Source organism: Pseudomonas sp. GV047 (genome assembly GCF_003058245.1).
GTDB classification, from domain to species: domain Bacteria; phylum Pseudomonadota; class Gammaproteobacteria; order Pseudomonadales; family Pseudomonadaceae; genus Aquipseudomonas; species Aquipseudomonas marginalis.
This window is the reverse complement of record NZ_QCWA01000006.1, coordinates 1-18,552: the sequence shown is the minus strand read 5'-3', so window position 1 is coordinate 18,552 and position 18,552 is coordinate 1. Positions and strand designations below refer to the sequence as shown.

At 57.2% G+C, this 18,552-nt stretch carries 26 protein-coding genes and 1 pseudogene; 6 read left to right on the top strand and 21 right to left on the bottom strand.

Going from position 1 to position 18,552, the window contains the following annotated elements:
* Positions 1 to 57: 57 nt before the first annotated feature.
* From C8K58_RS16310 to C8K58_RS32410, 20 genes are all read right to left on the bottom strand, one after another.
* Positions 58 to 558: a lysis system i-spanin subunit Rz gene (locus C8K58_RS16310; protein ID WP_043293401.1), complete on the bottom strand. Its 501-nt coding sequence runs from the start codon at positions 556 to 558 to the stop codon at positions 58 to 60.
* Positions 546 to 1,103, bottom strand: a complete 558-nt coding sequence (locus tag C8K58_RS16305) for a glycoside hydrolase family 19 protein (RefSeq protein WP_098480294.1) — start codon at positions 1,101 to 1,103, stop codon at positions 546 to 548. Before C8K58_RS16305 ends, C8K58_RS16310 begins: the two co-directional genes overlap by 13 nt.
* Before the next feature lie 22 nt (positions 1,104 to 1,125).
* Positions 1,126 to 2,136, bottom strand: a complete 1,011-nt coding sequence (locus C8K58_RS16300) for a contractile injection system protein, VgrG/Pvc8 family (RefSeq protein WP_027604554.1) — start codon at positions 2,134 to 2,136, stop codon at positions 1,126 to 1,128.
* 9 nt (positions 2,137 to 2,145) lie between these two features.
* The gene (locus C8K58_RS16295) at positions 2,146 to 2,358 is read right to left on the bottom strand and encodes a tail protein X (protein WP_027604555.1); all 213 of its coding nucleotides are present in this window, start codon (positions 2,356 to 2,358) and stop codon (positions 2,146 to 2,148) included.
* The gene (locus C8K58_RS16290) at positions 2,351 to 2,734 is read right to left on the bottom strand and encodes a phage tail protein (RefSeq protein WP_027604556.1); all 384 of its coding nucleotides are present in this window, start codon (positions 2,732 to 2,734) and stop codon (positions 2,351 to 2,353) included. Before C8K58_RS16290 ends, C8K58_RS16295 begins: the two co-directional genes overlap by 8 nt.
* Positions 2,734 to 3,873 (bottom strand): hypothetical protein, encoded by a 1,140-nt coding sequence (locus C8K58_RS16285; RefSeq protein WP_027604557.1) that lies wholly within the window; start codon positions 3,871 to 3,873, stop codon positions 2,734 to 2,736. The genes C8K58_RS16290 and C8K58_RS16285 overlap by 1 nt, the downstream gene beginning before the upstream one ends.
* A gap of 128 nt (positions 3,874 to 4,001) precedes the next feature.
* Positions 4,002 to 4,574, bottom strand: coding sequence for a phage tail assembly protein (locus C8K58_RS16280; RefSeq protein WP_027604558.1), 573 nt, complete (start codon positions 4,572 to 4,574; stop codon positions 4,002 to 4,004).
* A gap of 50 nt (positions 4,575 to 4,624) precedes the next feature.
* Positions 4,625 to 5,131 (bottom strand): phage major tail tube protein, encoded by a 507-nt coding sequence (locus C8K58_RS16275; protein ID WP_027604559.1) that lies wholly within the window; start codon positions 5,129 to 5,131, stop codon positions 4,625 to 4,627.
* A complete protein-coding gene (locus C8K58_RS16270; protein WP_027604560.1) occupies positions 5,131 to 6,297 on the bottom strand; it encodes a tail protein in 1,167 nt (388 codons plus the stop codon). Before C8K58_RS16270 ends, C8K58_RS16275 begins: the two co-directional genes overlap by 1 nt.
* 2 nt (positions 6,298 to 6,299) lie before the next feature.
* On the bottom strand, positions 6,300 to 6,491 hold the full coding sequence (locus tag C8K58_RS16265; RefSeq protein WP_027604561.1) for a hypothetical protein: 192 nt from the start codon (positions 6,489 to 6,491) through the stop codon (positions 6,300 to 6,302).
* Between the two features lie 84 nt (positions 6,492 to 6,575).
* Positions 6,576 to 7,007, bottom strand: coding sequence for a phage tail assembly chaperone (locus C8K58_RS16260; RefSeq protein WP_081744401.1), 432 nt, complete (start codon positions 7,005 to 7,007; stop codon positions 6,576 to 6,578).
* 9 nt (positions 7,008 to 7,016) lie between these two features.
* The gene (locus tag C8K58_RS16255) at positions 7,017 to 8,522 is read right to left on the bottom strand and encodes a phage tail protein (RefSeq protein ID WP_027604563.1); all 1,506 of its coding nucleotides are present in this window, start codon (positions 8,520 to 8,522) and stop codon (positions 7,017 to 7,019) included.
* Positions 8,523 to 9,152 (bottom strand): phage tail protein I, encoded by a 630-nt coding sequence (locus C8K58_RS16250; RefSeq protein WP_027604564.1) that lies wholly within the window; start codon positions 9,150 to 9,152, stop codon positions 8,523 to 8,525.
* A complete protein-coding gene (locus C8K58_RS16245; RefSeq protein ID WP_027604565.1) occupies positions 9,149 to 10,144 on the bottom strand; it encodes a baseplate J/gp47 family protein in 996 nt (331 codons plus the stop codon). Before C8K58_RS16245 ends, C8K58_RS16250 begins: the two co-directional genes overlap by 4 nt.
* The gene (locus tag C8K58_RS16240) at positions 10,141 to 10,473 is read right to left on the bottom strand and encodes a phage baseplate protein (protein ID WP_027604566.1); all 333 of its coding nucleotides are present in this window, start codon (positions 10,471 to 10,473) and stop codon (positions 10,141 to 10,143) included. The genes C8K58_RS16245 and C8K58_RS16240 overlap by 4 nt, the downstream gene beginning before the upstream one ends.
* Positions 10,474 to 10,482: 9 nt before the next feature.
* A complete protein-coding gene (locus C8K58_RS16235) occupies positions 10,483 to 11,094 on the bottom strand; it encodes a phage baseplate assembly protein V (protein ID WP_027604567.1) in 612 nt (203 codons plus the stop codon).
* Positions 11,095 to 11,097: 3 nt separating this feature from the next.
* Complete coding sequence (locus C8K58_RS16230; RefSeq protein ID WP_027604568.1) at positions 11,098 to 11,613, bottom strand: hypothetical protein; 516 nt, start codon at positions 11,611 to 11,613, stop codon at positions 11,098 to 11,100.
* A gap of 20 nt (positions 11,614 to 11,633) precedes the next feature.
* The gene (locus C8K58_RS16225) at positions 11,634 to 11,978 is read right to left on the bottom strand and encodes a phage holin family protein (protein ID WP_027604569.1); all 345 of its coding nucleotides are present in this window, start codon (positions 11,976 to 11,978) and stop codon (positions 11,634 to 11,636) included.
* 594 nt (positions 11,979 to 12,572) lie between these two features.
* Complete coding sequence (locus tag C8K58_RS16220) at positions 12,573 to 13,316, bottom strand: XRE family transcriptional regulator (RefSeq protein ID WP_169899530.1); 744 nt, start codon at positions 13,314 to 13,316, stop codon at positions 12,573 to 12,575.
* 80 nt (positions 13,317 to 13,396) lie between these two features.
* Positions 13,397 to 13,549, bottom strand: a complete 153-nt coding sequence (locus tag C8K58_RS32410) for a hypothetical protein (RefSeq protein ID WP_155954374.1) — start codon at positions 13,547 to 13,549, stop codon at positions 13,397 to 13,399.
* A gap of 261 nt (positions 13,550 to 13,810) precedes the next feature.
* Between C8K58_RS32410 and C8K58_RS16215 the strand changes: the two genes are divergently transcribed.
* The 6 genes from C8K58_RS16215 to C8K58_RS32280 all read left to right on the top strand — a co-directional run bounded on the left by C8K58_RS16215 (position 13,811) and on the right by C8K58_RS32280 (position 18,065).
* Entirely contained in the window at positions 13,811 to 14,026 is a 216-nt protein-coding gene (locus C8K58_RS16215) for a hypothetical protein (RefSeq protein ID WP_027604571.1), read from the top strand.
* Positions 14,027 to 14,161: 135 nt separating this feature from the next.
* Positions 14,162 to 14,488 carry a DUF2388 domain-containing protein gene (locus C8K58_RS16210; RefSeq protein ID WP_027604572.1) on the top strand — a complete coding sequence of 109 codons (327 nt, stop codon included), beginning with the start codon at positions 14,162 to 14,164 and terminating at the stop codon, positions 14,486 to 14,488.
* A 661-nt stretch (positions 14,489 to 15,149) separates the two neighbouring features.
* Complete coding sequence (locus tag C8K58_RS16205; protein ID WP_027604573.1) at positions 15,150 to 15,662, top strand: hypothetical protein; 513 nt, start codon at positions 15,150 to 15,152, stop codon at positions 15,660 to 15,662.
* Between the two features lie 137 nt (positions 15,663 to 15,799).
* The gene (locus tag C8K58_RS32725) at positions 15,800 to 15,934 is read left to right on the top strand and encodes a hypothetical protein (protein WP_256221149.1); all 135 of its coding nucleotides are present in this window, start codon (positions 15,800 to 15,802) and stop codon (positions 15,932 to 15,934) included.
* A gap of 404 nt (positions 15,935 to 16,338) precedes the next feature.
* On the top strand, positions 16,339 to 17,007 hold the full coding sequence (locus tag C8K58_RS16195) for a hypothetical protein (protein WP_027604574.1): 669 nt from the start codon (positions 16,339 to 16,341) through the stop codon (positions 17,005 to 17,007).
* A gap of 77 nt (positions 17,008 to 17,084) precedes the next feature.
* Entirely contained in the window at positions 17,085 to 18,065 is a 981-nt protein-coding gene (locus C8K58_RS32280) for a hypothetical protein (RefSeq protein WP_133822124.1), read from the top strand.
* A gap of 152 nt (positions 18,066 to 18,217) precedes the next feature.
* Here C8K58_RS32280 and C8K58_RS16190 read toward each other — a convergent pair.
* A pseudogene (locus C8K58_RS16190) lies at positions 18,218 to 18,457 on the bottom strand (DUF4113 domain-containing protein); the annotation flags it as partial.
* Positions 18,458 to 18,552 lie beyond the last annotated feature (95 nt).

The following is an 18,552-nucleotide window of genomic DNA, read 5'->3' as shown; positions in this document are numbered from 1 at the left end:
GTTTGCCTACCCTACAGGAGCAAATCACTCATGCAAGCGACAGGCTGGAACAAGAGATCAGCGGGCGACAGCGCGCACATATGCCTGGCAAGCGCGCAGCGCGATCAGTCCCTGGTCGCCGGCATCGGTGATGCCGATAATTCGCTGAGCATGCGCCGGGTCAAGTCGGGCTCGTGCGGCTGCATGAACCAGGCCGGTGGTGGCGGTGGCGGTTGGCATTGCACAGCCACGGGCAGGTTCGGTGGCGTCGAGAAGGACTGACAACCGCACATCAGCAGTGGCCAGACGGTCGCGCAGAGCAGCCTGGTTATGTTGGGCATCGCGCAATTCCCGGGCATGATGTTGGTCGCTGGCACTGAGCTGTTGCTCCAGGGCCAGTCGTTTGTCTTGTTCAGCCTGTTGTTGATGCAAGGCCGCCTGGCGTTGCTGGCTGAGCGCCTGCGCATGGGCAGAAGCCTGACGCTCAAGCTGTCCCCCCAAGCGCCAGGCCTGGACCTGCCAGGTCACCGCCACCAACAGGCAAGCACCGATCAGTTGGTAGGCCCCTAGGAAACGCATAACACCGCCTTCGCCCGCGCCCACAGCCGCAAGCGATCCTCCAGCCCATTCAGCCCGCCATTGATACGCCGTGTAATGCTGGTGAACTGGTCCTTGTCGGCCAGCTCATTCAGGCCATTGACCTGCCAGAACCAGGCGGCCGACTCAACCGCCCATTGCGGTTGCTCCAGCAACATCGGCTCCCGTAACAGACGGTCATCACCAAACAGCGCCTGGCTGCATGCCAGGTAATTGCGCCGACCGGTGATCTGGATCAGTCCTCGGCCCCGGTACAACTGGCCGTCGCCATCCGCTTCGGGGCTATTGCCCAGGCGTGCGGCCAGGCTGCCGGTGTCGTATTTGCCCAGGTAGTGATCGCTGCCCAGTTCGCGCACGTAACGCAGCTCACCGGATTCGTGGCCGATCTGGGCGAGGAAGGCGGCAATGCGCCTGGCACGGTTAATCTCGAAGCGAACGAACGCCGCATTCAAGGGCATTAAAAAAACGCCCGCTCTAAGGCGGGCATCCGGCATGACGCCAAGCAGTTGGGGGAGTGTTATCACCATTGGTTTTACTCTCGAAAAGTAGCTATATCGACAACCCACCGGCCGTGATCGAACTGCGGTAACCCGTCGCCGGATCGCCGACATGAACCACCTGCTTTATCGACCAGCGCCCCTGCATATAGGACGGCCAGCTCTCATCCAGCACTAACAACCCTTCCGCCGCCAACAATGGATTGCCCGGGCAATCGATCAGCAACTTCAAATTTTCACGCCCCACACGGCGTAGCTCACCTTCGGCAACAGCGCGGGCTTCGGTTTCGTTCTGGCAGCGTTGGCGCAAGGTCTTGAACGGCGCATTCCCCACCTGGACGACGCGCTGCTTGCCGGCGGAGGCATCCCACCAACTGGCACGGCAGCCTTGGTATTTCGAGCGGGATTTTTCGTCGAGCTTGGCGGTGATAAAGCTTTGTTCACCGGGGCGATTGTCATCCGTCACGGACAGCCTCACTTCCGGCAGCAGCTGGCCGGAGAGCGATTTGGCTTGGCCGGCTTCGGCCAATACATAGAGTTCGTTGAACGGTTTGGTGACTGCACTATAAAGTCGGGCAAGGCGCGAAATGAACGCCATGTCACTTTCGTTGGACTGGTCAATGTGCGCGATCGCAATCCCCTCCAGCGCCGGCGCCACTCGCGGTGAATAGCCGTGACGACTGACCAGTTGGCGAAACAGCGCGCCCAGGGTGGTCGGACCGTAGCTGGCGGATCGACGCTGGCGGTAACCCGTTGCATCGACCACGCTGAAGGGCGCCGCGGTGGCCACGATCATCAAGCGCATGGGAAACAGCACCGGTGTGCGTTGGGTGACGACAAACTCGCCCTTTTCCACCAACCCCGATTCCAGGTAACCGGCACGCAAGCCGATCTTGCCGTTCAGCGTGGGCAGGCCGTCCAGGCCCTCGATATTCAGGGTCAGCTCCAGCCGGTCGGTCTCAATGCCCGCGGCGTCGGTGTGGCTCCAGTGCATCAAGCGTTGATTGAGCAGCGCCGCGTTGGCGCCATAAAACTCCACGATAGGCGTAAATCCCTGTGCCATGCAGCCTCCTTAATCCCAGGCCAAAACGGGTCGCACAGCTCCGGGCCGAGCGTGCAGTTCAGGTACGATCACCCACACGCCGGCCGGCAGCACCGGGCCATATTCGGCAAGCTCGGGGTTCAGGCGCCAGAGGGTTTCTTCCGCCGTGTCGTCGCAACGGCCCACCTCCCGATAAAGCAACAGGTTGACCGAATCACCGGCAATACTTCGTACTCTACGCATTGGCGAACTCCTCCAACTCCAGCGTCCAGGCCATGACCATGGCGGTGCCGTCATCGATGACATTGCTCTGGGTTTCCACAATCGAATTGATCCGCCACAAGCCCCAGTTACGACCGATGCCGTCAACCAGGGGCAACGGCGCCCGCGCATTTTGCAGCGCGCGCAATTGGTCCAGGCGCTGCATGCCTACGCCGTACATGGCCGTGCCGCCGAATGTGAGTTTTTCCAGCTTCTGACCGCTCTGCCGCGACTGCGACTTGCTGGCAATAATCGCCAGGTCACTCCAGCCGCCATCGCTGGCACGGACCAACGAGGAATAGGCGAATCCTCGAGACAAGCCGAAAATAAAGTCGCCGAGTACCATTTGTTGTCGCATCAATCACCTCCTGGAGGATCGGCCAGTGCCGCGTTGCGTCGGATGCCCAGGGTGTCGGTGAGCATCGGCAGACACTGAAACTGCAGCGCCTGGATCACCTGGTTGACGACCTGCTGGGCATCGGCGGGGTTTACACCGGTGATCTGGATGCTCGGGGCGAGGGTCACTTGCACGTTGTCCGTGCGTGCACCGCTGAGTTCCTTGCTCACCGCACCGGGCGTTGGCAGGCGATCACTTGAGCCGAACAACTGGTTACCGAGCCAGGCTCCCGCCTCACTGCCCAGCAAACCACCGATTGCCCCCCCGACAGCAGTACCAACACCAGGAAAAACCATCGTGCCAATGGCCGCACCTGCGGAGGCACCGGCCCAGGCGCCACCGGCGGTGCTGAGGCCTGAGCCGACGGCTTTTGCGTCGCCATTGCGGACACCTTGGATCACGTCAGTGGCGACGGAGGCATATTTCAGAGGGCCAAGTCGGCGAACGCCGGTTGACTCAAGTTTGGCAAGTACTCCGGTTAGTCCACCGGCGGGGATATTCGGCGAGCTGGGCACTGCACCGACAAAGGATTGCAAGCCTTGCAAGGGGGCTCCCGAATGAAAGCCCATTTGCGAGCCCCCTACCCAGTTACCGGTGCGTTCGGACACACGACGAAGCGGTGAGCCGCGCCCACCGATTTTTTTACGGCCTTTGATCATCTTGCCAATCTTGTCGATAGCAAGATCAATAAGTTTATCCGCGGCTTTGCTCTTGGCAGAGTCCCATAACGTATCCAAGGCCGACTTGCCCGCGTCGGCAGAAGGATCGGCAGGCGGCGCCTTCGGCTCATTTTTCAACGCGCCCGCAGTGACACCAGCCTCTCTCGGTGCCAAAGAGTTGCTGTTGATGAACAACGTACTATTGAGCGTTTCCAACGTCTCACGCAGCCGCACTTGCTCCTGCGTCAGGGCATTGATATCCACACTCAGCGTGGCCAACGTAGAGCCGAGCGTAAACTGCGGGTGCGATGCAGCCTCCAGGCTTACAGGCGCCACAGCACGTGTGGAAAACGGGGCGAGTGCATTGCCCAGATCCGCCTCGCCGAACATCCAGCGCAGGTCTTCCTGGACGAGCTTGATCCCGTATTTAGTCTCTTGCATCCCGCGCTACTCCTGTTTAACGCCAAGCCGAGTGATCGCGATGTCGTAGCGGCGTAATGCTTTTGCGGCGTCCCAAGCAAGGATCTCCGCTTCATTGACCGAATACACCAGCGGCACCACATCGAGGATTACATCGATGTCGCGTTGCGAAAGAAGTCCGCCGGTTGATTTAAAAAATCGTCGATACGCTCCTGCAGTTCCGTCCAATCGGGCACAGTCAGGCCGGCAAGATCGGGGATCATCAGGCCAGTGCAGTGAGCAGTGATGAACTCGGCGCGCTCTTTGTTGGTGGGGAGTTTTTTCATCACCTTGGTGGCGCGCAGGGCGGGCATTTCCAGGGGCAGAACGGTGAGGCTGCGACCCGCAGCCTCGAGGGGCAGCAACAATCGGACCGGCTGGTCGTGGGCCGATTCCTCAGCCTCACCGCGGAAAAACGACGCAGGGCGCGTCGACATCTCATGTACGTATTGGGCGATGGTCACGTAGTCCGGGCGCTTGAGCTGGTCGAGCTCTTTTTCCGACAGGCCGGTGGCGAGTTTCGCCAGTTCGAAAAACTGATCGTCCTCGTCGTCACCGGCCCGGGCCAGCGCTTCTTTTTGCGCGGCGTAGTACAGCGGCTTGAGTTGCACCTGCTGGATCGTCGCGCCGGTGTCGGCGGTGATCGGAGACAGCAGGAGGTGCAGCGGTGGCATCCAGGCCATGGGGCAATTCCTTGATGAAGTAAGGGGCGAGCACGCCCGCCCCCGGGGAGTTACGGCATCAGCACCGCACGGCGGGCATCGCCGAGGATGTCGACACCATTGAGCACGAACTTCTGGGTGCGCACGTCGATGTCGATGACCGGGATGCCGTTTTCCAGGCGGTTGTAAGTGCGGCAGGAAAGCTCAAGCGTGGTGAGAGCCTTGTCGCCCATCTTCAACTTGGCTTCGACCAGGGATTTCAGCTTGCCGCCGACCGTGTGATAGGTGAAGTAGGTCTTGCCGTCCTGATCCTGGCCGGCTTCCCGCACGTTCAGCAGGATGTCATCCCCCAGGCGCACGCCCAGGGCCAGCATGATTTCCGGGCCGGCACCTTGCAGCACCAGGGTGGCATTGAGCACCTTGCCGCTCTTGGCCATTTCTTCGGCGATAAAGCGCCCGCCGGACATGGACTCCATGTCGAACTCGATCTTCGGCGGAGTGAACTCCTCGACCGTCGCGGACAACGGCAGGCCTTGAAGGGTGGCCGCAATGGCCTGTCTGACTCGATTGGTAAACATTAGAGAACGTCCTCCAGGAACTGCTCGATGATTTCATCGCGGGCGTTGAGTTGATAAATCATGTGTTCGTTCGGCGCATAGCGGCCGTAATCGATAACGATGAACCAGGTGCCGTTCTTGTACTTCTCGACACTGTTGAGCTCCGGGTGCAGGTACACGCTGCCGCCGGGAATGGTTTCGTCGGCGACCAGGGTTTGCAGCCAGTCGTTGATGCGCTTGACCTCCTGGTCCATGAAGGACTTGGTGAGGTTCTTGGCCATGGCTTTCTGGCCCGCCTTGACCAGCTTGCGGCTGATGGCATCTTCCAGCCCGACATAGCTGATGAACTTGCCGGTGATGGAGCGGTTACCCAGCAGCGAAAAACCGCCGAGGATGGTGCGGGCGTAGTAGCTCACGCCGTAACGGTTGAGCAGGTCGCCTTCGGTGGAGGTGTCGAGGATGTTGTACTCGACCACGCGGGAAACGTCCTCGGCGAACGTCACCTGGTTACCCGGGCTTTCCCATTGCTTGACCTTGGCCAGCGCAGCGATCGCCAGGGACGACGGCGCAAGGAACACGTTTTTCTTCGCCGCCTTGGAGTACACCGACGGCATGTTGTGCACCAGCAGGCAACGGTCGAAACCAAGCTCGGCACCGCCCAGTTCGCCGCTGTAGGTCACCTGGTCGGCCACCGCCGCGTCCTTGCCATCCAGCACCACACGGGCCTTGATGCGCTTGCCGAAGGCCGCGAACTCACCCGCCACAGCCTTGGTACCGGTGAAGCCTGGGGCGCCGATAATGGTCAGGTCTTCCGGCACGCTGGCCAGTGCCGCCAGGCCCAGCTTGCGACCGGTGACCGGCTCGTTGCCGCCGATTACATTGTTGAGGGTGTCCGCCGGGGTGGCGCCCTCTTCCACGATCACCACGTAGACCGGCACCTTGACCACTTTGAGGATCTGGTAGACCGCGTGGAACAGCGTGCCAGACTCCGCACCGGTAGGGTCCAGCAGCGCCTGGGTGGTGAAACTGTTGATACGGAATGGCGCGTTTTTCGGGATCGACGCATGGGCATTCGGCGCGGTGCCGACCAGGCCGATCACGTTATCGCCGAGGCCACCCATGGCCTCGGGGGATTCAGTGGCATTGACGGTGATGCCGTTGTGCTCGAAGTTCAGAACCTCAGCCATGGTTAGTCAGCCTTCTTGGTAGTGGCCTTTTTGGCCGGGGTGGCGTTGAGGACGCTGGTCAGTTCCAGGCGGCCAGCGGTGCGCAGGGCGGATGCTTCCACGTCCAGCAGGTCCAGTTCCTCGCCGACGGCGGACCAATGGCCACCTCCGGTTGGGAATGGGATGAGGACGGTGTAGGTTTGGCGGTAGGTCATAGGTAGGATCTCCAGGCGAAAAAAAACCGCTCAGCGCGGCAGGTATTCAGAGAGGGAATGAAAACGCCCCGGCGGTGCGGGGCGTTATTCAGTTTGGTTGGCGATCCAGGTCGGGCTTAGGGGCCTATGCTCAATATCCGGGAAATTCGGCGATTGTGGCCAGTCGCGCAGGGCTTGCATGTACAACAACAACTCTTCGAACTGTGCATCGGACAACGCTGTATCAAAGCCAATTTCCTTCTGGTCACGGTGGCGCTCGCGCAACCATATGACGGCGGCCAACTCAGTATCGCGCCTCTCACGTTCGAACCTTGCGGGGTCCTCAAGAGGAACAATTTTGGGATGTTTGGATAGCACCCCGTCATCGCTAAAGTGCCATGTATAGCCAATGTTCTGTGTGACTTCATACCAACGCTCGGCATCAATCAAGACGGCACCTGATGGGATTTCATGCACGCCCTCAATCAAGTGCGCAATCACTTCTCGAGCGTCATTCAAAGCTAGGTATTTACGCATAACGCCCCCTCAGTAACCAAAGCAAAAGAAATAGTAAGGATTTGGTGTTCCCGAAGTATCCGGCGTGTAGTGCGGGCGATTGTTGATAGTGATCTGACTTAGCGTTGTCGATACGGTGGCCGAGTTGTTACCTTGGGCGCGACGAAAAGCCCCTGGGCAGATCGCGGCCGTAGGGAAAGGTACGGTGTAATTAAATGTAGCCGCTGTAGCGTTAGGGATATCGGGGGTGGATCCCCATTGAATAATCCATCCTCCTAGCCAGGTTGGGAAAATAATCGCTCCATTGACCCCCTTAATGAATTGAAAGCCGAAGCGCAGCTTCTTCGGCGTTACGATGGTGGCGTCATCGAGCCCAGCGTCCGTCATCGGCTGCGTTGCGATCTTGGCCGTGCCTTGATTGTTTTCGGTGGCTTGCGTTGCCAACAGTGCTAGCGCTGCAATATCGATATTTCCCTGATTGATGGGGGCGCTCCAGGCTTTGATGCACCACATCACCGCGAGGTTGCGCGGGCGGGTTTCAGACGCCACACGTGGCGTACCATGCACATCATCACTGACAATGAATCCGCCGGTCAGCGACCAACTATCGACTGAAACAACTGTGGCGTCCCAGTCCAATGGAATTGCCGGAGTTGTGCCACCAGCGCCGTTGAAACACGGCACCCCACGCAGATCTTTAAATCGAGCGGGGTCATTTTTCGAATAGGCGATCGAACCAGCAGGAGTGAACCCCTGGAATGCATCGAGTTGAGAGGAGCAGATCATTCGCCCAGCATCAACTCCCCGCCCATGATCCCAACCCCGCAAAAACTCCCCACGCGACTCCGGCAGCCGGAAATTCCCCACCCCTTCATCCCCCTTATTGAACGCCGCCCCCAGAAACTTCGCCAAATCGGGATAGGCCGAGGCACTCTTCACGCTGCCATCAATTTCCAGGAATCCCACCGGAACATTGTCAACCGGAAACGCAACCATGGACCCCACCGGCAGCGCCGAGGACTGAGCAATCATCGCCTCAATCTCAGCCTTGGAATACGTCCCCTTCGCCAGGTAGTCCATCACCCAAGCCCGAGTTGCCTTCACCACCGTGTCATCAATCAGCAGCGTCACGATCGACGCATTACTCGTCTCAAAGATTGAGCGAATATAAAACTCTTTCCCCGATCCCGATGTCGCCAGCACCGGTTTATACGACTCCGGATATTTAACGACGGCATACAAGATCCCGGTGTCCGTCCACAGTCCGGCTTCCCGCACATACCAGCCGCCGACATCCGATGGAATGGTGACTTCGGCCATCAGCCAGTTGGCGTTTTTCTCGTCCTGGAACAGCGCATTCAGCGGCCCGCGCCAGACTTCGCGCTTGAGCGCCTTGGCGTTGGCGTCGGGGTTGTAGACGGCACCGTTGCCGTCACCGACGGAAATCTGCGCCAGTTTGATCGGCACGCCAGCGGCCTTGCAGGCGGTTTCGTAGGCGATCCCCGCATTCGTGAGCAGGGTGTAATAGTCAGCCATTTAGTGCTCCTGTGGATAAAGGGTGGTGGTTTCGACGCTGTACAGACCGGCCGCCATAAAGGCGCGGCCCGAGGCCTCGACGCCCGCCAGCACGTTTGGGTAGATCATGGTGAGTTCGCCGCACAGCGTGGCGGCGCCAATGCTGTGACGGCCGAAAGCGCTCAGTCCCACGGAGATCGACAGGATGTCGCGTTCGCTTTTGGCATCGGCCAAGCGGCGGTCGAGTCGGGCATCGATGGTTTCGCTGTAGGGCAAATCGGTCCAGGCGCGTACGGCAAAGCTGTAGGGCACGCCCGGTGGTTTCTGTTCGTACCAGGCGCGCACTTCAGGGCTGAGTTGCAGTCCCTTGGCGGCATTTTCCAAGGCCTGCCGGGTGCCGGCCCGGCGCGCGGTGGGCCAGGCGAGTTTGACGGTCAGGCGCTTCTCAGCCTCAGGGCCTGTGGCGCTCCACTCGTTGACCGCCCGGTCCGCCGCCAGGTAGGGCAAGAACGCCGCGGGTGTACGATCCGGGTCCATCAGTTCGGGAAACGGTGGGGTGACCCGCTCCAGCAACGTACCAAACCCCAGGTCCAAAGCCTTCTCCAGCGGTGAGCTGTTGGCAGGCAACAAGCTCGCTTTGGGTTCACTCATAGCGTGCGCACCTCCACCTCGACGCCCCTGCAATACGGGGCCTGGAATGCCGTGCTGATGATCGGCGCCAGCGGCTCGAGGATCTGCAATTGCGCGGCGCCGGCGCTGTGGATCGCATAGTCGATCCAACTTGGGTCCACACGGCCTTCCAGGCGATGGCAGGACGCTGCATAGCCTTGCAGCAATTTCTGCGCGGCGACTTGGGTGAGTCCGGAATCCGGACCGGCGTTGATCCTGGCCACCACGCGAATTTTGTACGGCAGGATTTGTGCGCCTTGGACGGTGACCAGGTCGGTCTCAGGCCGTACATCGGGCCGTGCGAAATGTCGACGCACGCCGTCAAGCAAATCGGCGGACGGCGTGCCGTCTCCTTCCCTTGAAAGCACGGTGACCATCACTTCGCCAGGCGCCGTGCGCCGTCCGTTGCCATCCTTGACCCGGGCCGCGTAGCCGTCCGGATCGAAGGTGTAGCTGACGGTCACCACGCCCGGTGTGGCGCTTTGCACCTTGACCGACGGCCGCTCACCGAGGGTGAAGACTTCGCGGCGATACTGCATCCGCGAACCCGCCGCCGGCGCGTGAGGCGCCAGGTAATAGCGCAAGCGCGCGTCGTCGTCGCTTTCCAGGGTGGGTGGCACCGGTGGGAAAGCCGCCGGGTCGCCGGGGTCGAGCACTTGGCGCTCCAGGCCCATATCGGCCAGGCGTGCATCCAGGTTGCTGCCGGTGGCCCACCACGCCAGCATCTGCTTGATGCGGGCGTTGTATTTGCGTTCGTGGGTTTGCAGGCGTACGCAAAAAGCTTCCAGGGCCAGGGTCAGCAGCTCGCTCTCGTTGTCGAGGCTGACCTTGAGTCTGGCCGCGCTTTGCGGCGCGCGGGTGGCGACGTAGTCGACGACAAACGCCTTGAACTCCGCCAGCAGCGGTTCGAACTCATCGACCGCGATAATCGCCGGCTCCGCCAATTGGTTCTGGCCTGGGATCAGCATGCTCATGTCACGACCTCGAAGGATTGTTGGCGGTTTTTCCAGGTACCGGCAAAACGCAGCAATAACCCGGCGCCCTGGCGGGTGGCGACGATGACCTGGGGCTGGAAGTCGGCAATGCCGTTCTGGCGGTTGTAGAACGCTTGCGCCGCGTGGCTTTGGGCGAGGATCAACAGGTCATCACCAAGGTTCTGGCCGAGCAGTTGCGGGATCATCGAGCCGTACAACGGGCGCTTCTGGCGAGTGCTCAAGGGGGTGGTCAGCGCTCGGGTGGCACGCTGTACGAATTGCAGCCAGTCATCCACGGCTGCCCCGGTGTTCCTATCGATTCCGATCATGGCAAATCCTTATGCGCGGCTGATCACGCGGCCCTGGTGATCCACCAGCGGGCCGCTCAAATGCACGCCGACGGCATCCAGCGTGAGGCCGGTGGCGCCGAGTTGCAGGGTGATGCCCTGGGCACTCAGGGTCAGGCTGGCAGCGCCGACCTTGACGTCGACCTGTTCGCGGGATCCGCTGAACGTGGTTGGGCCGTTAATCCAGTTGAAGGTGTGACTGGCATCGTCGTAGTCGCTTTGGGTGCCATCCTGATGGCGCCGCCGGGTCAGCGAGGCGACGCTGGACACGGGAGGAAACAGACTGCTGTTCAGCCCGAACAGCGCCACCGACTGCGTGCCCCCTTCCCCGCCGCCGTAGTTAAGCAACAGGCATTGCTCGCCCACCGACGGAATACGGGTTTCGGTCTGCGCACCGGCGCTGGGGTTGAAGAATCGAATCGCCGGGGTAAGCAACTCACCATGGCTGACCTTGCAGGTATTGCTGGCAGCGTCGACCTCCTGGCACACGCCAATGCGGCAGAAACTGTCCGCGCGTCGATACAGGTCTTCGAGCTGGGCTTCCATTTCCGCCAGGCGCTCGACAATCGGCCCCAGTTGCATGCGTAACAATGCGTCGAACATGGCCTACTCCTGCAGGGGCCGATATTGATCCGGATCGTCGATGTCCGAGACTTCCCAGGTGCGGGCAAACAGCGGTGTGCCGGTGGGATCCTCGATCAATGACGGGCCGAGATAGAGGGTTTGGGTGAAAGACACGGTCCAGGTGTCGTAGTCCGTTTCGGCGCTGGCGAGCCCAGAGGGCGCCGCGACGACAGCCGTGGGTAAATCGCACTGGTCCGACGGCAGGCCCCAGCGGTTATCCAGGGCCAGGTCCATCAATTGGCTGGCCAGGTCACACGCGTCAAAAGGCGCCGCCGCGCTGGCGACCGTAACCCTGAGTGATACCGACAAGGCATGCGCCTTGCGCCCTTCGCGGGAACGCACGCCGGGGCCGTTGCGTTCCACGCTGATCAGCACGCCGGTGTGATCCCCGGCGCCGCCAACGTCCTGGTGGTTGCCTACCTGCAGTTGCGGGAAGGCACGCTTCAGCGCCCCCTCAATGGCCACAGGCAGTTGGGAGGGTTTTTCGATAAGTGTCATCAGTTGCGTCCTTGCAGCAGTTACTGCTGATCCGAGCGGGATGTGGGCGCTTCGTTGACCCCGATGCGCTTGGCCGCCCAGCGTTCATAAAGGCCGATGGCGACGTCCGCGCCGGCCATGGCCGTCAGGCAACCAATGGCGCCGGCGGTCCAGATCGACATGCCGGCGGCGTAGCACAGCATCAATGCCGAGACCCCGCAGACCATGCACGCCCCAGACCGCAGGGCCAGGCGCCGGACCAGCGACCAACCGCGGGCGCCCTCCTTGTCGGCGCGCCACATTTCGCCGGATACACCGCCAATCAGCGCCAGTGCGATCACCAGCCAGATAGGCATTTCCGCTAACGCTTGCTGCTCGTTTGTCATGTCACGCCTCCTGGCTGAGTAACGCCGGCAAACACCGGCTTTTGGGTAAATCCATGTATAGGTAGGCATTCCAAAAAGCCCGGTTGCCCAGGCTTTTCAGTAATGCGGTCCAGCTTCGATCTTTCGGCGCTACTGGCGCGGTACGGATCTTTCCTCGATGTTTTTCCGACCACGATCCCTGTCTGCCGGATAACTGCTTCTGGTGCTTTACGCTGCACACCCGGGTCAGTTGCCAACCCTCTGAACCGTTAAGGCCGGTTCATCGCTGCCTGTTGCTGAAGCGGTGTCACTAAAGAGCGTCGGCATCCTTGCCGGTGTTGGCTGGCGTCCCTGCCATCGCTCTGATGGCGTCCCTGCCGATGTTGCGTGCCTTCCTTGTCTTCCTTGGCAGCATCCTTGCCGCCTCCACCACCTTATTGGCTGGCTTGAGATGAAGGATATGCATGTATGCATATACAGTCAATGCACTAGTGCATTTATTTTCAGCCAACTCATGCACAAATGCATTTTCGACCTTACGGGCAAAGGGTTTGGCGATTTTCTACAGACGAAAAAAAGCCCGCTCGATGGCGGGCTCTCTCTTACGCAAGGAGGTCAACGGGCGTACATACCCCACCAGAACACATGCCCAAGGATGCTGATCTGCTCATCCTGGATATCCTGGAAGCTGTAGTCCTCATCCGGGTGTTCATCGCGATTGAAACTGCGCAGGCGAATCCCGGAAGGCAGGCGATAGAGCTGTTTAACCCGCAGCTGGCCATTGTGATTGATGGCATACAAGTCGCCATCGACGATGTCGCCGATGCCACTTTTGCCAGCATTTACGCCGACCGTCGCGCCGTCGCGCAGTACCGGCAACATACTGTTGCCGCGCACCGTTACACACTTGGCCTGGTCGAACTGCACACCGTTATGCCGCAGGCTGCGCTTTCCAAAACGCAGGCTGGCCTTCTCGCTTTCCTCGATGACGAATCTTCCTGATCCAGCAGCCAATTCAACCTCGCGCAGAAAGGGGATCGACACCTCGTCATCATTAACGGGGGTGTCATCGTCCCACAGGCTTATATCCTTGAGTTCCGAATGCATCGGGTCGCGCCCGTCATCGCGCAAAGCCCCCACCGCCGCGCGCCCGCGCAGTTGATCGGTGCTGACGCGGAAGTACTCGGCGATGCGCGAGATGTGTTTATCCGACGGATCAACGATCTTGCCGCTGAGAATCCGGGACAACGTGGATTGAGGCACGCCAGTACGCCGGTGAAGCTCCGTGGGGGAGATCCGGTCGCGGTCCAGCAGTTCTCTTAAGACGATAGAAACGTTGCGTTTTTGCATAGCGGCGATAGTGACGGGAGTTTTTGGGGTTGGCAAATGCTAATTTGCATATTCCATGCACATCAGCGGAACTTCCGGGCAAAATAATGTCAATTTGGCATGATCACCGCGGTACTTGATGCGATGCGCTCAAACAGCGCCAGGCTGATTCCTGGCGAGCCAAGGAAGAAAACAATGAAACTCGTGCTTGCCATTTTGTTGATGTTCAGTGGGTACACCTTTGCGGCAAGTTGCACCAGCATCAGCGACTCTGACCAACGAGCCTACTGCAACGCCCAGCAAAGTGGCTCCAGCTGCGAAAACATCAGCAATAGCGATTTGCGCACTCAGTGCAACGCAATGAAGCGTTGATCAGGATGGGCTAAGGGACAAAAAGGGTCGCCCGCACTTTTATTTACGTTCTACCTATCCGTTCATGACCTGCGAAGCCCCCAACCTTGCGTGCTAACCTTGCCGCCAACGCCCATTCACCTCAATTTAAAGCGGTATGCGGAAGACCACGAATGACCGAATGGAGAAATCAGAGCTTCTGGGGCAAGGCGTGGATATACGCCGTGCTGGCGCTCCTAATGTTGATCTCCGACGGCGCAGACTTCAGTTCGCTGGGCGGCTGGGGCTCTAATCGCAAGCGGGTCTTCAGCCCCGGGTTCATTGTGCTGTGCTGTTTCGTCGCGGTGATTGAATTGATAGTGCTGAACCATTTCTATGGGGCGAACTGATGAGTCGAGAGCACAGCGTTAAAAACCACCCCGTCAAGCATGGCAACCCGCCCCAGTGCCGACGGCGCCTTATATCTGCAAAGTGACCAGCTCTGCTATCGTGCCCCCCTCTTATAGAAATGGAAGCTTCGAAGAATGGACTCATGGAAGACTCTGGCAATCGCTGTCATGGTATTGATCGGCGCCCCAGCAGTGGCCGCAGAAAACGCCAACCCTTTCGATAAAGCGCTGATGTACACGACGTTCGTGCCCACCATCCTGATTGGGGGAGCCAGCGCTCTCACGACCGATGCGCCAAAGCTTTTCACATCGTCCAAAACCGATGCCCTTGCCTTTATCGGTTCGGACGGCGAGATCCGCGGTGCTGAGTTCGAACAGGCATCTCGGTACTATCGCTCGACCTACGCCTCGCCTCTTATGTCCGACATGCAACTGGCCAAGGCGATCGCCTCATCGTACTGAGGGAGGTATTTTCGGCTGCGTGCCAACAGCGACACGTCCCTGCAGAAGCGTTGCGCATTTAAACAAATGCGCCATCCCACTTTGCGTTTTACCTATCCGTTTGCGACCTGCGAAGGGCCGACCTCGCGTGTTAACCTTGCGGCCATTGCAAAATCAGCAGGGCCGAGTGCCCCACCTTTGCCCCACTCCTTTCAACGAATTTGCCTATTATCCAATGAGTAAAAACACGTCCGATCTGTCCTCTCACACCCCGATTGTGTAGGGGTATGTAAGGGATTTTTGGGATAGGCCCGTGGTTGCTGGCTGTAATGCGTGCATTCATCCAGTTGGATAAACGCATATTTGGCATTGGATGGCATAGATTGGCGTATGGTTTGCCCCATTTTTGCCCCACGCTCGGCGCTCGATGCTTTAGAGAAACGATCCGTCCGATGATGGATTGGACTTAGTAATCCACCGAGGCCCCGGCCCGTCTAACCAGCAATATTGGATCGCTAGGTTTTGTAGCAAATTTTAAGCAATCGTCAAATAATGCCTGACAGTGGAGCGGTACCATGTTGTGTTTCTCTCGGCCGGATTCGACATAGTACTTTACGACTCTTCGACTCCGGACGTGCGGCCGTGGTATGACTCACGAGATACTTCAACACGAGATGTGTGTATGCCTATCGACAACTGTTCAGAATCTTTTGAGACGCTTGCTTCAGTCGTTCTCCCAGCCCACATGATGCGGCTTATCGAGGCACTTGCTCACCCTATACCGGCGCAAAAATTTGTTGGGTTTAAGAGTCCAACCAAGGAGATATTATCCCGGCTTGGTCGATCAAGCGACTTTCCCGGCTGCTACGTCTTCATCAATGCAGGTAAACCTGTCTACGTAGGTATCTCTCGAGGAGTCATCAAACGACTGGTCCAGCACTTGAACTTCCAGTCGCATTTCAGCGCGAGCTTGGTCTATCGAATGGCAAGTGAAGATTTTCCGCACGAAATGAAGCGCGACCAAGCAATGATGGATGACAAATTTCGTGAAGTTTTCTTGTCTGCCCAGAGCCGGCTCCGGGAGATGTCGGTCTCATTTATTGAGATCAGCAACGACGTGGAGCTGTATTTGTTTGAGGTAATGGCAGCCATGCACTTTGATACTGCGGCGTGGAACACATTCCGCACGCATTAGACACGTAGCGTGATCCAACACTTCAGCAGGATCAAAAATTCAACTCCAAGAATGAATAGGATAGGGTTTAGATATATTTTAAGCCCGTGTCTGTGGGATTAGCTGACTATTACACTTTCTCGAAAGGGGTCGACCCTTTGTCAGATGATTACTCCCTGCCCGATGTTTTGGAAAGGATCTATGACTACCAGTTCGCGCTGGAGGCGGCGGCAATGGAGCTGACGTCGCAGGTAGAACAGATGGCTTCGCTGGAAGTCGGGGATAATCCATAGACACCTCTCGACTTGCATACCCCTTTGCGAGCACTGGATGAGGCTACCCGGTTATCTGACGTAGTGTTCGGAGCATCCATAATAGTGATCAAGCTCCTTAGCCTTCATTCTGCGCTTAGGGGCCACTTTTTTGGTCGGAAGCATTCAGTTGTGTATGGCAGCAACCGGCCAAAATTTGACGGTGGACACGATGATAGCAAATGAGTAGTGTCACAGAAGCTGCATTCGACTCTAGTAGGCTGCAGGGCTTGCCGTCATCCATGTCGCGTTTTTCCCTGAGCAATGTCGCGTTTGCCGCGCCACCTCTACGCTAGACAAGGACTTATAGGACGACAAGAAACTTTAAACGACACGCCATTGCGAAATGGGATGTGGCCTAATAGTTATGTGACAAAGGGAATTACATGCAACCGAAAGATCTGTCGAGAAGGGTCGCCCAGCTAATTGAGCAATCTGAGAAGGTATTAGCAACAAAAAAATTCAACCAATATGGCGAAGACCACGTAGACGCTGGAGCAATGGCTGGACTTAGAGCTTCAACGCTATCTTTCATTTCGATGACTTATGGAAATAGCCATTCATATTACTCAGAATATGATTCTGCAACGCCTAGAAACCTTGAATCTAGCGCCAAAAGAAGCCATGCAATCTTGCATTCCATTCAAAATGAGCTTGATGGCGGATGGATATTTACAGTCAAAAAGCTAATTGCAGCGGAAATATTCTATGATTTCCTTGAGATGGCTGAACATCTTTTAGAGCAAGGATATAAAGATCCCGCAGCCGTAATGATTGGCAGCGTTTTAGAAGAGAATCTACGTCAACTCTGCTCAGCAAATAACATCGAAACAGAACTTGAAAAAGACGGTGTGCTTATCCCTAAAAAAGCTGACCGATTAAACTCTGATCTGGCAAAGTCTGAAGTTTATACAAAGCTCGACCAAAAGTCTATAACAGCATGGCTGGACTTAAGAAACAATGCGGCTCATGGAAAATACAATGAGTACACAAAGGAACAAGTTAATTTCATGCTTAATGGCATAACGGAGTTCCTAGCCAGAGTAAATCATTGAAATATAACAATGCGTTCACTTCGTCCGCTGGGACCGCGCTTCGTGGCCCATTAGCTTAATCGTTATGGCTTCTTAGCATGGAAAGAATAAACAAAGCCCCCAAAGAATGTAGCGGTACTGAGCTTAAGAAATTCAATAAGTTAGTCTCTGAGGATGGAGAGGTTTCGCTGGCCGGTTTCCTACAGCGAACTCAGCGCAGCCCCCCCTTCATCAACGACGTCGACTGTGTTGCTAACATCCGTTTTTATCGCTACACCCCCTTTTTAATTGGATCAATATCAGCAAGACCCTACTCACTTTCGAGAAAGCAGGTTTACACATTGAAGCTACCTAATTGGTTTAAAATCGTATGGTGGACACTGCTTACGGCAGCGCTAACCCATTTCTTATACAACCGCTACCCAGACCTCACAAAAGGGAACGCATCTGTAGCGGACATAGTCGTATTCGTAATATGGATAGCGTTGTTGCTGGCACCACTTTTTAATGAAGTATCCATGTTTGGTCTAAAGCTCAAACAAGAAATGGATGAATTGAAAGGATTTCTGACCGCACAAGTATCGGAAATCCGTAGTGACGTTCGTAACGCTGTAGACGTGCGCACCACGTTCAGCCCACATTTCAATCTACCCTTGCCAGCAGCAGATGCTCAGCTTCCTGATTTAGAGGCTCGTATCAAATCTGCTCTCATTGATGCCTTAGCTGCACATGGTGTACCACTTCCACCTGCCCCCGTTCCAATTACAGCTCCAGACGACACAGCCTTTTTGTTTGCAGCAAGGTACAACATTGAATTAGAAATGCGAAGAATCGCAGAAGAGCTTCAGATTGATACTGATAACTCTTCACGACATAGACGTGTAATTCCAATTCAACAGTTAGCAAGACACCTATCCGAGTCCAACTTGCTTGAACCAAGACTTGTATCAGCAATTCGGGAGGTCTATTCAATATGTTCTTACGCCATACACGGGGAGCCCGTATCAGAAGCACAGCTCGCCTTCGTTCATGAACTCGCCCCTGAATTGGTCGCAACTCTTAAGGCAATTAGGCATTGACAACAATATAAGTAAAGCCAATACATAGAACGGCCTGAAAATTATCCACTTGCACCTCCCTTAGGGGGGGAGGTGCGGTAGATATTTATCAAATTACTTGGGGGCAAGCTCATCTGGTTTAACCTAATAAAGATTAAAATCTGCCAACCTAGTTACGTGCATGAAACCTCCCAAAGCTGATCAAGCTTCGTCGTATAGCTCTGACTCATCATTTCACGCCGCATGCCCCAGTCAGGATCCACAGGCACACTGGCCGAACGCAGCGTCCCCCGGCCCCATCGTTCGTTGATCTGGTCCAGCACCGTCATCACCCGAGTCACCTCTGCCGGCTGTGATATAGCAAACAAATCATCCGTGTACTCACCAGGCTTGCAGAGGTTGAGCAACATCACCGTAAGCGCTCCATAAACCCCACCTGTTCAAAAATAGGCGGCGCGCTTAGCTAGGCGATGCGGGCGAACAGTTCCACGGCAGCAAGGCTTCGTAA

Excerpts from the sequence above, each read along its gene's own strand:
- C8K58_RS16290 (WP_027604556.1), bottom strand. The coding sequence starts at position 2,734 with ATGCGACAACAAATGGTACTCGGCGACTTTATTTTCGGCTTGTCTCGA.
- C8K58_RS32280 (WP_133822124.1), top strand. The coding sequence starts at position 17,085 with ATGGAAAGAATAAACAAAGCCCCCAAAGAATGTAGCGGTACTGAGCTT.
- C8K58_RS16255 (WP_027604563.1), bottom strand. The coding sequence starts at position 8,522 with ATGGCTGACTATTACACCCTGCTCACGAATGCGGGGATCGCCTACGAA.
- C8K58_RS16245 (WP_027604565.1), bottom strand. The coding sequence starts at position 10,144 with ATGAGCATGCTGATCCCAGGCCAGAACCAATTGGCGGAGCCGGCGATT.
- C8K58_RS16195 (WP_027604574.1), top strand. The coding sequence starts at position 16,339 with ATGCAACCGAAAGATCTGTCGAGAAGGGTCGCCCAGCTAATTGAGCAA.
- C8K58_RS16210 (WP_027604572.1), top strand. The coding sequence starts at position 14,162 with ATGGACTCATGGAAGACTCTGGCAATCGCTGTCATGGTATTGATCGGC.
- C8K58_RS16300 (WP_027604554.1), bottom strand. The coding sequence starts at position 2,136 with ATGGCACAGGGATTTACGCCTATCGTGGAGTTTTATGGCGCCAACGCG.
- C8K58_RS16215 (WP_027604571.1), top strand. The coding sequence starts at position 13,811 with ATGACCGAATGGAGAAATCAGAGCTTCTGGGGCAAGGCGTGGATATAC.
- C8K58_RS16240 (WP_027604566.1), bottom strand. The coding sequence starts at position 10,473 with ATGATCGGAATCGATAGGAACACCGGGGCAGCCGTGGATGACTGGCTG.
- C8K58_RS16285 (WP_027604557.1), bottom strand. The coding sequence starts at position 3,873 with ATGCAAGAGACTAAATACGGGATCAAGCTCGTCCAGGAAGACCTGCGC.
- C8K58_RS16260 (WP_081744401.1), bottom strand. The coding sequence starts at position 7,007 with ATGCGTAAATACCTAGCTTTGAATGACGCTCGAGAAGTGATTGCGCAC.
- C8K58_RS16205 (WP_027604573.1), top strand. The coding sequence starts at position 15,150 with ATGCCTATCGACAACTGTTCAGAATCTTTTGAGACGCTTGCTTCAGTC.
- C8K58_RS16225 (WP_027604569.1), bottom strand. The coding sequence starts at position 11,978 with ATGACAAACGAGCAGCAAGCGTTAGCGGAAATGCCTATCTGGCTGGTG.
- C8K58_RS16295 (WP_027604555.1), bottom strand. The coding sequence starts at position 2,358 with ATGCGTAGAGTACGAAGTATTGCCGGTGATTCGGTCAACCTGTTGCTT.
- C8K58_RS16270 (WP_027604560.1), bottom strand. The coding sequence starts at position 6,297 with ATGGCTGAGGTTCTGAACTTCGAGCACAACGGCATCACCGTCAATGCC.
- C8K58_RS16250 (WP_027604564.1), bottom strand. The coding sequence starts at position 9,152 with ATGAGTGAACCCAAAGCGAGCTTGTTGCCTGCCAACAGCTCACCGCTG.
- C8K58_RS16265 (WP_027604561.1), bottom strand. The coding sequence starts at position 6,491 with ATGACCTACCGCCAAACCTACACCGTCCTCATCCCATTCCCAACCGGA.
- C8K58_RS32410 (WP_155954374.1), bottom strand. The coding sequence starts at position 13,549 with ATGCTGGTGCAACTTGCCGCAAAGGTGTACCCACTGAACATCAACAAA.
- C8K58_RS16280 (WP_027604558.1), bottom strand. The coding sequence starts at position 4,574 with ATGGCCTGGATGCCACCGCTGCACCTCCTGCTGTCTCCGATCACCGCC.
- C8K58_RS16275 (WP_027604559.1), bottom strand. The coding sequence starts at position 5,131 with ATGTTTACCAATCGAGTCAGACAGGCCATTGCGGCCACCCTTCAAGGC.
- C8K58_RS16230 (WP_027604568.1), bottom strand. The coding sequence starts at position 11,613 with ATGACACTTATCGAAAAACCCTCCCAACTGCCTGTGGCCATTGAGGGG.
- C8K58_RS16310 (WP_043293401.1), bottom strand. The coding sequence starts at position 558 with ATGCGTTTCCTAGGGGCCTACCAACTGATCGGTGCTTGCCTGTTGGTG.
- C8K58_RS16235 (WP_027604567.1), bottom strand. The coding sequence starts at position 11,094 with ATGTTCGACGCATTGTTACGCATGCAACTGGGGCCGATTGTCGAGCGC.
- C8K58_RS16305 (WP_098480294.1), bottom strand. The coding sequence starts at position 1,103 with ATGGTGATAACACTCCCCCAACTGCTTGGCGTCATGCCGGATGCCCGC.